Below are 12,495 nucleotides of genomic sequence, written 5' to 3' on the forward strand. Positions count from 1 at the left end.
AGCGGCATCGCGGCCCAGCGCCTGCCGTTGCCGCGGACGGACGGTACCGGCGAGGACCCACCGCCGCGCCACAAGCAGTCCTCGCCGGTGCTTTCGAAAGTCAGGCCACGCTGAAAGGCGCCATACCTTCGGCGGGCCTGTCCCCAGCATCAGAACGACACGGTCGCAGACACTTTGAAGGTGCGCGGTGCGCCTGGCATCACGAAGCCGTCACCGAAGATGCCGATCCAGTACTTCTTGTCGGCCACGTTTTCCACGCTGGCGTTGAAACGCACGGGCATGCTGCCGAACCTGGTGGCGTAGCTGGCATTCAGGTCCAGGCGGTTCCAGGAGGGCACGCGCAGCTTGTTGCCCGAATCCGCCCACTGCGAGCTGGTATGGACCACGCGGCCGCCCACCTTCAGACCTTGCACGGGCGTTTGCCAATCCAGGCCGATGCGCGCGCGCAGCTCAGGCGTGCCGTAGGTATCGCGGCCGGTGTTGCGCTGCTCGGATTCGATGTGGGTAACGCCGCCCAGCAGCGACAGGTCTTTGGTCAACATGCCGTACATGCTCCACTCCAGGCCGCGCAGCCGCTGCTCGCCGTCATCGACCATGCGGTTGGCACTGTTGGTGACGAAGGAGGGGCGCTTGATCTCATAGGCGCTGACGGTGTGCGTGAGCGCACCCGTCTGCAGCTTCACGCCCAGTTCGAACTGCTTGGTCTGCTTCGGTGGCAGGGCCTCACCCGTGTTGGCGTAGCCCACTCCAACAATCTGGCCGGGCTCCAGGCCTTCGGTGTAATTGCCAAAGAGCGAGAGGGAATCCCCCCAGGGCCGTACCACGGCGGCGAGCATGGGGGAGAAACGGCTTTCGCTGTATTTTTGCAGCGGCATCTTCACGGTCTGGTGGCGCCCGCCCACTGTCAGCAGCACGGTTTCATGGGCAAAGGCCATGGTGTCGGCGACGGCCAGCGAGCGGTAGTCGTTCACGGTGGTGTAGCCGGTCCACTTGGGCGCTGCGGGAAAGGTGGGCGCGACGGGGTTGTACATGTTGGTGGTGTAGCAGTAGTTGCAGGCGGTGTTGACCGTGCCTTCCTTGTGCTTGAGGACATTGGCCGAAAGCTGCAGGCGGTGCTTGACGCTGCCGGTGTCGAACTTGCCGATCACGCCCGTCTCGGCCGTGCGGCGCTCGGATTCGGTGTGGACGTTGTAGATCGCGCCGCGCGTGGTGCCGTCCGCGCCGGTGACGAAGGCGCGCGTGCCGAACAGCAGGCCGTTGCCCTCGGCCTCGGAGCCGCCCAGCGCGAAGTACCCTTGCCAGTCGGGCGTGAAGTCGACCTCGGCGCGGGCCAGCGCGCCGCTGTTGTCGTACTGCCCGTGCGTGCCGCGGAACATGTTGGTGTCGCCCTCGGGCGGCGCCAGCAGGCGGCCCACGCCGGGGATCTGGGCGTTGCCCAGGAAGTTGAACATGCCCGGGCTGCCGCCCTCGATCTTGGTGACGCTGCTGTACACGTCCAGCGAGAAGCGCGCGCGGTCGCCCAGGTAGTCCAGCGCCAGAGCCCCCACGCGGCGGGTCTGGTCCTCCTCCTTGGCGCCCATCTCGCCGCTGCCATAGACGCCGTTGAAGCGGATACCCAGGCGCTTTTCATCGCCGAAGCGCTTGCCCACGTCGGCATGGCCCTGCAGGTATGAATGCGTGGCGTAGGTCATCGTCAGGTCGGCGATGGGCTGCGCCAGTGCGCGCTTGGTGACCATGTTGACGGTGCCGGCCACGCTGTTGTTGGGCGGCATGCCCGAGAGCAGCACGTTCGGGCCGCGCAGCACCTCGATGCGTTCGAACATCTCCACCGGCACCGCATTGGCCGGGGCGATGCCGTACAGGCCGTTGGTGGCGATGTCCATCGCGCTCATGTCCAGGCCGCGCAGGTTGAAGTTCTGCAGCAGGTGGTTCTTGTTGGTGATGAAGACGACCGACGAGTCGTTCTCCAGCACGTCCTGCAGCGTGAGGGCCGACCAGTCCTCGGCCAGCTCGCGCGTGTAGGCGTTGACATGCACGGGCGCCTCCAGGATGGACGTGGCGCCCAGGATGCCCAGGCGCGCGCCCGATGCGGCCTTGTGGCCGGGCGCGCGGGTCGGCAGGTCTTCACGTTCGTACTTGCTGCGCACATTGACTTGCTCCAGCGTGGCGGTGGCCGTGCCGCCGTCCGCGGTCTGCCCTGCGACGGAGGCGCTGAAAGCCAGCAGCGCCAGAGCGATGGGAGTAAGCCGGCCGGTGCGGCCAAAGGATGCTTTGTTGGACATTGCTTCTTGCCGTTATTTGATGCGAATGAAAATAATTCTCATTATATTTCATGTTGTAACCGACACCCCGCTGGCGACTGAGTACGGTAGGCCTGTTTCTGGAAGTCAAATTGGCCTCCAGCGCTTATGCAGCAAGCGCAGGCAGCTATGAAAATGAAGTGTTGCGCATGCACATCAGGCAGCCACGCCGACCGGATGCACCTTGGCGCGCTGGCGCCAACCCAGCCATCCGAAGAACAGTGCCAGCAGCAGGCAGGTCAGGCCCAGCAGTACCCCGTCCGGACTGGGGTCCAGCACGGCGGCCACGGGTACCAGCGCATTGCAGATCGCCGTGAACCACAACAGGCCGGGCGCAGCGCGTTCCGTGCCGCGCCAGATCGCCCAGGCGATGCAGGCGAGAAACAGCGTGTAGTACACACCCTGGTGGAGCATGTCGATGTCGCCCACCCTCGGCGCGAACCAGTGCGCCAGGGCAAGCGTCGCGGGTAGCGCCGCAGCGCAGCCCAGGCACACACCCTGCGTGAGCGCGGACACGACACGCACATGGCGCGGCCGCCTCATGGGCTGCCCGTCTTGCGGTTTGCGCGCGCGCTGGGTCCGCGTCTCTATCCACAGCAAATTCCCGGTGTAGAACAGCAGCGCACCCGACAGCCCCAGCAGCAGGTACAGGATGCGCACCGTGTCGCCACCATAGCTGCCGAAGTGCAGCGCGAACAGGCTGCTGAGGAGCGCCGTCGACGCATAGCCGCTGGCACCCGGCAGATAGTTGCGATCGTAGATTTCGCCGCTGCCCAGGTTCACGAAAGCCAGGCCGTAGCGCGAGGCGCGCTGGAAGTGCCGTTCATCCACGCCCCCCACCAGCCCCACGGGGCCGCTGGGGAGCATCACGTAGTCCAGGCCCAGGGGCGCAAAGCCCGGCGCCTGCTCCTGTACGCGGCGCATGATCTCGCTCGGAGGCAGCCAGTCTGCGCGCGCCACCTGCGGCGGCTTGACACTGTCGCGCGCGACGGTGGCGCGCAGGCCTTCCTGATAGACGAACTTGTCCTGCGCCAGGTAGACCATGTCGTGCAGCCCGAACACGGCGGCGCTCAGCGCGATGACAAGGTGAAACGGCAGGCTGGCCACGCCCAGCAGGTTGTGCACATCCAGCCACATGCGCTTGAGGTTGGATCCCAGGCGCAGATAAAACAAGTCCTTCACCAGCGAAGGCAGCAGCACCACGATGCCTGACACCAGGGCCAGCGCATAGGCCAGAGACACGAGGCCGATCAGCGGCTCGGCCAATTCCAGCGGAATGGGCAGGCCACCCTTTCGATGCAGGTAGTCCACAAAATTGCCGCTGGTGTCGTCCTCGCGCGGCATGGAGTGCATGCGGTGCAATTGACCATCGTTGCCCAGTTGCCACCACACCGCGTCCTGGCCGCGCACCATGTGCGCAAGCGCGGGCTGGGTGTGGTCCGCACTGGGCCAGCGCAAACGCACGCGGCCCGTGAAGTCCGGGTTCGCGTCGAGGAAGACTTTGGCCAGCGCGTCGCCGTCATTGCTGATCGCACGGGATACGGCGGCCGGTGGCTGGGTCCAGCGGGTGATCTCGGCTTCCAGCATCGAGAACGCGCCAGCGTAGAAGGCGACGTACAACACCAGCCCGCAGAGGATGCCAACCCAGGTGTGAACCGCCAGGTAGTCGCGAACGGTCTGCGCCTTCATTGCAATACCTTCCAGGCGGTGAAAGCAGCTGCATTGGCCAGCAGGAAGACTGCCAGGCATTGCCGACGGCTTCGGGCCAGGAATGCCGCGCACGGCACGGCCGCCCACAGCAGGACCGCCAGCCACATGGCAATTTGGTCGCGTACCGGCACATGGCTTGGCAAGAGCCCGCCGTACATCAGCAGCCAACTGAGCCACAGTGCCAATGGAAAGCCAAGAAGAAAACCCGTCAATCCCTTGAAGAGCAGATGACGGGGCGCTGCGTCGGGATCTTTCCGACGACTCATCGCACAGCTCTTTTGGATGCGCCACGGCGCCTGGCCTGGCAGTAGCTCAGGCAGGGTATCGCCAGCATGGCCACCCCCAACACAAAGGCGATGGACACGGCCAGCCCCATGCCGCTGGCGTGGATGCCACCTACAGCGACCAGCGCCGCCGCCACTCCCAGCGCTGCGTACGGCCACCTCTGGTGCGGCCCGTCCGCACGGGGGGTGGCGCGCAGAACCAGCCAGCCACACGCAAAGGTCAGAAGAATACCGATCAACATGTATGCAATTGAGAATAAGAATTGCTACCAATGTTAATCGGTCCCCGTGAACGCCCTGAACAGGGTGCCACCACAGGGCGCTTTTCAACCCGAAAACCCGTGCCCATGCCGTGTTCATCGCCCCCGCACGCAGCTCTGCGAGAGGTCCAGCCACAAGGCTTGATCACCTTCCGCGTGAATGAACCTGGCAGCGCACGCCACGCCACCGAATGGAAGGCCGTATGAGGAAGGGGGCCGGTATCGAGCACATCCGACGGTTGCCCCCGTTTGCTTCAGTGCAAAGGACTTCATCTGCGGCATGGGGGGCGCCGCACTGCCGGGGATACCGAAGTGCAATACGTCCGTTCACAGGTGGGGCTCGCCGCACGTAGCGCAGGCATGGCCCCCATCGATCAGGCCGTGATCGAGATTGCAAACAATAGTCAATTCTCGGATTTTTGATTTATGGCGAGTTACCGTATGTGACATGAGTATTGGGCAGCTGGAGCAATTTGCCCCAACGTCCTATTTCGCCATGTCACAAAAATCGCTCGCCCCACTGATTGCACGGTTGCCTTTGCATGGGCACCTATGCGGAGCCTTGCTTGACAGCACATGACGGCTTGAAATCGCCGTGCGTGGCGGCCTGAAGAGCTGCATCGCAGGAAGGCGCACTTGCAGTCCGCGCATCAAACCGCTGATGAGCGAAATGCCGGCGGCAATTTACTCGAGACCGTGCCGAGGGGGATGACTCGGCAGTGAAGTCCGCGTCCTGGCGTTCGGATGCAGTCGCACCTGCGCTGCACAGCGTCCAATCGGCGCGCTGTCGCACTTGTCGGCCACGGGTTGGGCCTGGAGGGCTGACCGGGAAACCCCGGAGGCGCCGGTTAGTTATCTGCAGATTGGCTAGTCCATTGGCGTTGGCACGACCGTGCGTCGTTTTCGGCGTATCGAATCTCGACGTGATTTCCGCACTGCCGTAACGCGCTGAATGTCCTTTGTGTGATGCCGCAGGCACTGCGCCCACTTTGGACAGTGGGCTGGATTTTTTCGCTGGGCCCCTCGTTTCATGACGCGGACCCACGATCCGAAAGTTGTTTGTTGTATGTCTGCTCACTGCTTCACCGTTCTGAGCAGCGTTTAAATCCAAAGAGGGAATCGTGTTGAAAAGAACAAATGGTTGGAGAACCATGCATGCCTTGGTTCACAAGTTCCTGCGCGGCGTGGCCGCGATAGGTGTTGGGGGGATGCTTCTGGCAGCGCATCCGGCGCACGCCGAATTCGTCAATGGCGGGTTTGAGGGCGGCACGTTTGGCAGCGAATGGATCAAAACGACTCTGCAGAACAACGGCGTGCCCACAGTTAGTACGCACACCATCAACCCCAAATCCATCAAGGATCTGAATCTTCGGGCCAATGCTGGTGACGCAGGATATGACCCCAATCTCTATACCACCACGGGGACGGCACCAGACGCCACGGACCTGTCCGTGGTGCTGGATGCAGGTGGCGCGGGCGCTCGCAGCCAACAGGATCATCTGCTCACTGGCGCCATCCCCGCTGCCTCCTTGCGCTGGCCCTTTGCTGGCAACAACAGTGCTTTGGTGAATCTGAATCCACTTGGATCTACCCAGGCAACGCGTCATATTGCCCGAAGTGGCAGCCCGACCCTGGGGAACCCGCCCGTGCAGTACACGAGCCATGCTTCCCGTGCCAGCTCCATTCGGCAACGCGCCCAAGTGACGGCTGCCGATGTGGACGCAGATGGCAAGGTACACGTTCGCTTCGCCATGACGCCCGTGCTTGACAACCCAGGATTGATCAAAGTGCTGGGCGGCACCGTGAGTGCTGCTTCCGGCTCCCCCATCGTCACAGGCACGGGGACCAATTTCACGGCCACGGTGAGCCCTGGAAACTATGTGCGTCTTGGCACGAACAATACGGATCGTCAGGTACTTTCCGTTGACAGTGACACGCAAATTACGCTGACCAGCAACGCCATCAACGTGACAAATGGTGCGGTATATGTTTCCAGCGTTTCCGGTGGGCATTTCTCCGAAGAACAGCCCTACTTTGCGGTCGAAGTGCGCAAGATCACGTCGGCCGTGGATTCCACCCCTGTTCCTGTGCCTGGTGCCCCCGCGAGCTCCCCTGGCCAGTTGTTCTTCACCTTCAACTTCTCCAACCAGCCAGGGACCGTGTGGCATGACACCACGAACAACACCCGGAACTACGCCTATTCGGAATTCATCACTTTTGACATAGCCCCCGGCAATGCCAAACTGCAGGTGGGCGACTGGATCGAGCTTGAACTGGTGGCGGCGGGTTGCTCTCCTGGCGGGCACGAAGGCCATGTGCATGTGGACAGCTTTAGCTTCAGGCTCCCCGACGTGTTGTGGGTGAGCGTCTCTGGCCCCGTGTCTGTCAGCAGCGCCAATGGCACTCAGATCACCTACACCTATACCTACACCAACAAGACCAGCGACCCAGTGAGCAACGCCACTGTGACGCCGGTGATGCCGCAAGACAATTCGGCCGTCCCTCAGAACGTGACCTACGTGTCTTCCAGTGGAGGAAACTGCACGCCGGCTTCTGGTGGCGCCACTGCCACACCGCCAACGCCAGGCGGCTCCCTGAGTTGCAACGTGGGTACGTTGGCGCCGGGGCAGTCGGGGTCTTTTACTGTCACCGTAGTTGTTCCCGATGGGGCAATAGGGCCCATCAACAACGGGAACTACACCATCGCGGGTGACGCGGTCGATCCGCTGCCCGGCCCCATGTGGAAAACGGATCTGGTCAGCCCTTCGACGCTCAGCGACATGGACGTGGATGCGGTGACTCTGAACCTGCCACCGACTGCCAATGTAGGCACGCTTTACACCGGCTCGTATACCTGCACCAACAAGGGGGCTGCTGCCGCGGATGTTGCAACATGCGATGCCGCAAATCTGCCCGCAGGCGTGGGCGTCTCGGCATGTACCGTGAGCCCTGCCAATACGCCCTGGACCCAGCCAGGTACCGTGCCTTCCGGAGAGACTGTGACATGTCAAGTTTCTGGAACACCCACCACAACGGGTAGCGTGACCGTGCATGTGACCACCGGGGCCGACAACGATCCGAATACGCTGAACAATGAACGTACCGCCATCATCGCCATCGCTGGTGTCCTACCTACGCCTGACATGGCGATCGACTTGGCAGGTATTCCGCCCTCAGGGACAGTTGGTGTGCCCTACAGCGGTAGCTTCACGTGCCAGAACATCGGTGCCGCCACGGCGCTCACCGGCACCACCTGCGCCGTGGGAGGGCTCCCGGCAGGGGTGAACCAAGGGACCTGCAGCATCAGCACAGGCGGCGCCTGGATCGCCGGAAACGCCGTACCTGCGGGGGCCTTCGTCACCTGTACGGTGAGCGGCACGCCAACCAGCTCTGGTGGGTTGACCGTGAACGGCTCCACCGGCGCCACGGGCGACATCAATGTCGGCAACAACACAGCATCGAAGCCTGTGTCTATGACGACGGCCCCGGATGTACTGGTGGATGTGAGCGGGTTGCCTGCCACCGCAAGAGTGGGTGTCTCTTACACAGGGAGCTACACCTGCACCAACGCTGGTTCTGCCGATGCGGTGGCCGGCACGAGTTGCTCTGTCGCCGGTCTGCCTCCGGGCCTGTCCACGAGCTCCTGCACGGTCAGCCCTGGGGCCTCGGCATGGGTCGCAGGGAACGCCATTCCCCAAGGCCAGACGGTGACATGCCAGGTGAGCGGCACCCCCACGACCTTGGGGACGGCTACCGCCAACGGCACAACGGGTGCAGCAGGCGACGGTGATACATCCAACAATACGCAGTCGCGCGTCATCGCCGTAGAAGCGGCCAATGCTCCGGCATCGATTCCCACGCTCTCGGAATGGGGACTTGTCATGCTGTCCAGCTTGATGGTCATGATGGGCCTGATCCGTCGCAAGCGCGTGCTCGTCCCGTAGTAAATGGATTCGTTAGGCGGTCGTCATGGTGTCCACCAATCGATACCGGTGGACACCATGACGCGTTCAAGCTGCAATTCCTTTTCAATTGCGAAATATGTCGCCCAACTGCGCGTCCTCACTTCGGTCGGCTGCGCGGACGTCCGCTGTTGCCACGGCAGGCACGGTGCGAACCCGACAAGCAATGCGCGCAGACTGCATAGGAGCGCGCCAAGCAGTCACACGGGCGCGCTGCCGGTGGATGCCCGTCAGCTGAGGCATATGCGCGTGAACGCAACGCGCGGGCACGCCATCCGGTTGCGTCCATTGCAGCGGCTTTTCATGGTGGCGCTGCCAGGGCCAGATCAAGGCGCAGCGGACAGCAGTTCGCGAGGAGGCTGCCAGCCCGGCAGTTGCTGGATTCGACGCAGCCAGGCACGCACGTGTGGCGGAACGTCGAGCCGCACGTCATCCGCCCAGAACAGGTAGCCGCAGAGCGCGCAATCAGCCACCGACAGTTGCTCGTCGAGGATGAATGCGCGTCCGTCGCTCAGCTCGGCCTCAAGCCGCGCTATGTCGCGCTGATAGCGCGCCAGCAGCCATTCCGGTGTGCCGCCGGGATACTCCTGCGGGGCAAACTGGCGGGCAAAACGAACATGTGGCAGCGACAGGCCGAGACGATTGGCCTCCCAGAACAGCCATTCGCGCACACGCGCCATGCGCTGCGGGCTCTCGCCACCCAGGCGCTGCAGGCGCTCTGCCAGCAGGCACAGAATGGCGTTGGACTGCACGAAACTCTCCGCTCCCCACACCAGGAGCGGTACCTCATTGAAACGCGCCAGGCTGCGAAATGGCTCTGGTCGTTGTTCAGGCGGCACAAAGATGTCGATATGGACATAGTCATGCTCAACCTGCCCAAACACCAATGCCAGGCGCACCTTGTTGCTATGGCCAGATTCACGGTTGCCGTAGAGGGTGATGCCGGTTGGTGTGAGCGGGGGCGTCATATCGGGTTCCTGGGAGGTATCCATCTGGGAGTCATTCTCTGTAGAGAGCATACGAGACGACCCCGTCATGCCGGATGCGGCATGTGGGCGCCGTCAGGACCACATGATTGGCCGTTCACCGCTCACCACTCATCGCAATTGGCATTGAATGCGAGTCGGCAAAAAGCCGCGCAAGCGCATCGATCAACTCGGGCCCATGGCCCACCGAGCCCCCCGGAGCGGCACCGCAGACGGCTTCCATCACCGTCGTGGTGCCCGCCAGACCGAAGCCGTCGGAAACGGGCCTGCGAGCACCGTGCATGCTGACAGGATGCCGGTTTCCTTGCTGCCTTGCGGAAATGCCGGCCAGGGACCTCACTCAGATCAACTCGGTGCCTGCGGGTCCATCTCAGCCCTTGCGAAGCCGCAGGGCGTTGGTGATCACCGAGGCAGAACTCAGGCTCATCGCCAGGGCCGCGATCATCGGCGACAGCAGCCAGCCGGTGAAGGGATACAGCAGTCCTGCCGCAATCGGTATGCCCAGCGCGTTGTAGAGGAAGGCGAACATGAGATTCTGCTTCATGTTGCCCACCGTCGCCTCGGACAGTTCCCGCGCTGTGGAAATACCCCGCAGATCGCCCTTGACCAAGGTGACCTGTGCGCTGTTCATCGCCACGTCGGTGCCGGTGCCCATCGCGATCCCCACATCCGCCTTGGCAAGGGCGGGTGCGTCGTTGATCCCGTCCCCCGCCATGGCGACAACACGGCCTTCGGCCTGCAGCCGCGACACCAGGGCCAGCTTGTCCGCAGGCTTGACCTCGCCATGGACCTCATCAATCCCCAGCTTGGCCCCCACCGCCTTGGCGGTGGTCATCCCGTCGCCCGTGGCCATGACAATGCGCAGTCCCGCCGCATGCAAGGTCGCCAGCGCTTCCGGCGTGCTGGCCTTGATGGCATCCGAGACCGCCAGCAGGCCTTGAAGCTGGCCATCGGCCGCCAGGTACATCACGCTGGCGCCTGTGGCGCGCAAGGCCTCTGCCTGCGCAAGCAGCGGATCCGCAGAAACCCCCACCTGCTCCATGAGGACCGTGTTTCCCAGGGCGATCTGGCGCCCGCCGACCCGTCCGCGTACGCCGATGCCCGACCCGGACTCGAAGTCCTCGGGCTTGTCCAGGGCCAGCCCCTTGGCGCGGGCCGCCTGGACAATGGCGTCGGCCAGCGGGTGCTCGCTGCCTTGGTCCAGGCTGGCCGCCAGGCGCAACACTTCGTCGTTGGATATGCCGGGCATGGCCACCACACGCTCGAAGGAGGGTTTGCCCTCTGTGAGCGTGCCAGTCTTGTCCACGATCAGCGTGTCCACCTTGCGCAGGTTCTCGATGGCTGCCGCGTCCCTGAACAGCACCCCACGGGTCGCCCCCCGGCCCGTGGCCACCATGATGGACATGGGTGTTGCCAGGCCCAACGCGCAGGGACACGCGATGATCAGCACGGCCACGGCATTGACCAGGCCATAGACCCACCGTGGCTCAGGACCGAACAGGCCCCACGCGAAGAGCGTGAGCAACGCGATACCGACCACGGCCACCACGAAGTACCCCGCCACCTGGTCCGCCATGCGCTGCATGGGGGCCCGTGAGCGCTGTGCCTGGGCCACCATCTGAACGATCTGGGACAGCATGGTGGCGGAGCCGACCCGCTCCGACCGGATCACGAGCGCTCCGTTGGTATTGAGCGTGGCACCGATGACTGCATCCCCGGGCCCTTTGACGATGGGCACCGGCTCGCCAGTGAGCATGGCTTCGTCCACGGCGCTGCTCCCCTCGACGACCACGCCATCCACCGGCACCTTCTCCCCGGGGCGCACGCGCAGCAGGTCACCCACATGGACGTGGGACAGCGGCACGTCGCTCTCCTGGCCGTTGGCGTCGATGCGCCGCGCCGTCTTGGGTGCCAGGCCCAACAGCGATTTGATGGCGGCCGAGGTCTGGGAGCGCGCTTTCAGCTCCAGCATCTGGCCGAGGAGCGTGAGCGAGATGATGACCGCTGCAGCTTCGAAATACACCGCCACGCGCCCCATGGCCTGGAACGAGGCGGGAAACACCCCCGGCGCAACGGTCGCGACCACGCTGTAGACGAAAGCGGCACCGGTGCCCAGGCTGATCAGCGTCCACATGTTGGGGCTGCGGTTCACGACCGACTGCGCACCGCGCACGAAGAAGGGCCAGCCCGCCCACAGGACGATGGGTACCGTGAGGACCAGCTCAATCCAGCTCTGAGTCGCCATCTCGAACCACTGCAACCGGTGCCCAAGCATCGCCAGGACAGCGACCACTACTGTGAGAGGCAGCGTCCACCAGAAGCGATGCCGGAAATCCACGAGTTCCGCGTTTTCTCCCTCATCCAGCGTGGGCAGCATGGGCTCCAGTGTCATGCCGCACCTGGGGCAGTTCCCGGGGTGGTCCTGCTGCACCTCCGGGTGCATGGGACAGGTGTAGATCGTGCCGGGTTGCGCCGCTGCGGGCTTGGGCTGAGGGGCACGGTCGCTCCGCGGCGTAGACAGGAATTTTTGCGGCGCTTCCACAAAGCGTGTTTTGCACTTGGCGCTGCAAAAGTAGTAGCGATGTCCTTCGTGCTCTGCCGAGTGATGCGACTGGTCCGTCACCTCCATGCCGCAGACTGGATCTTTCAACCCTGTTGATGGCGCAGGTGAATGCCCGTGATGGCCCTCATGATGCTGATGTCCGTGGCTTGCGTGATCGTGCGGTGCTGCAGCTGGCATGGATGGCCTCCCTATCGATGTGTTGAAAGTCTGCCGAGGCTATTTTTTGTCCGATTCCTCTCCAGGCGCTGTGTGGTGGGTTCGTTGTTCATGGCGTTCTCCAAGAAGTCCTCAAGATGGTGCGAGACCTTGTTGCAACGTTAAGGCTTGACACGGTGGGAATGTCAAGCGCCCACAGCGGCCGCCCTTGAGATCCAGTTCATGGTGATCGATGAGGGCTGCAAGACGGTCGTCAGCGCCATGGAGCCTGCCA

Annotated in this window: 6 protein-coding genes; 1 reads left to right on the forward strand and 5 read right to left on the reverse strand. The window is 63.5% G+C overall.

Annotation, left to right across the window (positions count from 1 at the left end; translation table 11 throughout):
* Positions 1 to 149: 149 nt before the first annotated feature.
* The 3 genes from ACAM51_RS09600 to ACAM51_RS09610 form a co-directional block, all read right to left on the reverse strand.
* Positions 150 to 2,282: a TonB-dependent receptor gene (locus ACAM51_RS09600; RefSeq protein WP_369643414.1), complete on the reverse strand. Its 2,133-nt coding sequence runs from the start codon at positions 2,280 to 2,282 to the stop codon at positions 150 to 152.
* A gap of 174 nt (positions 2,283 to 2,456) precedes the next feature.
* Positions 2,457 to 3,989 carry a PepSY-associated TM helix domain-containing protein gene (locus tag ACAM51_RS09605; protein ID WP_369643415.1) on the reverse strand — a complete coding sequence of 511 codons (1,533 nt, stop codon included), beginning with the start codon at positions 3,987 to 3,989 and terminating at the stop codon, positions 2,457 to 2,459.
* Positions 3,986 to 4,276, reverse strand: coding sequence for a hypothetical protein (locus ACAM51_RS09610; RefSeq protein WP_218296194.1), 291 nt, complete (start codon positions 4,274 to 4,276; stop codon positions 3,986 to 3,988). The genes ACAM51_RS09605 and ACAM51_RS09610 overlap by 4 nt, the downstream gene beginning before the upstream one ends.
* Before the next feature lie 1,429 nt (positions 4,277 to 5,705).
* On the opposite strand from ACAM51_RS09610, the gene ACAM51_RS09615 reads away from it, so the two are divergent.
* The gene (locus tag ACAM51_RS09615) at positions 5,706 to 8,498 is read left to right on the forward strand and encodes an IPTL-CTERM sorting domain-containing protein (RefSeq protein ID WP_369643416.1); all 2,793 of its coding nucleotides are present in this window, start codon (positions 5,706 to 5,708) and stop codon (positions 8,496 to 8,498) included.
* Positions 8,499 to 8,842: 344 nt separating this feature from the next.
* Here ACAM51_RS09615 and ACAM51_RS09620 read toward each other — a convergent pair whose 3' ends face one another.
* Both ACAM51_RS09620 and ACAM51_RS09625 read right to left on the reverse strand, forming a co-directional pair.
* Positions 8,843 to 9,484, reverse strand: a complete 642-nt coding sequence (locus ACAM51_RS09620) for a glutathione S-transferase family protein (RefSeq protein WP_369643417.1) — start codon at positions 9,482 to 9,484, stop codon at positions 8,843 to 8,845.
* Positions 9,485 to 9,872: 388 nt separating this feature from the next.
* The gene (locus tag ACAM51_RS09625; protein WP_369643418.1) at positions 9,873 to 12,131 is read right to left on the reverse strand and encodes a heavy metal translocating P-type ATPase; all 2,259 of its coding nucleotides are present in this window, start codon (positions 12,129 to 12,131) and stop codon (positions 9,873 to 9,875) included.
* Between the last annotated feature and the right edge of the window lie 364 nt (positions 12,132 to 12,495).

Source organism: Acidovorax sp. A79, from assembly GCF_041154505.1.
Lineage (GTDB): Bacteria > Pseudomonadota > Gammaproteobacteria > Burkholderiales > Burkholderiaceae_C > Acidovorax.

What these genes read in the sequence shown, in the direction of transcription:
- ACAM51_RS09600 (WP_369643414.1), bottom strand. Translation starts at nt 2,282, where the DNA reads ATGTCCAACAAAGCATCCTTTGGCCGCACCGGCCGGCTTACTCCCATC.
- ACAM51_RS09605 (WP_369643415.1), bottom strand. Translation starts at nt 3,989, where the DNA reads ATGAAGGCGCAGACCGTTCGCGACTACCTGGCGGTTCACACCTGGGTT.
- ACAM51_RS09610 (WP_218296194.1), bottom strand. Translation starts at nt 4,276, where the DNA reads ATGAGTCGTCGGAAAGATCCCGACGCAGCGCCCCGTCATCTGCTCTTC.
- ACAM51_RS09615 (WP_369643416.1), top strand. Translation starts at nt 5,706, where the DNA reads ATGCATGCCTTGGTTCACAAGTTCCTGCGCGGCGTGGCCGCGATAGGT.
- ACAM51_RS09620 (WP_369643417.1), bottom strand. Translation starts at nt 9,484, where the DNA reads ATGACGCCCCCGCTCACACCAACCGGCATCACCCTCTACGGCAACCGT.
- ACAM51_RS09625 (WP_369643418.1), bottom strand. Translation starts at nt 12,131, where the DNA reads ATGGAGGTGACGGACCAGTCGCATCACTCGGCAGAGCACGAAGGACAT.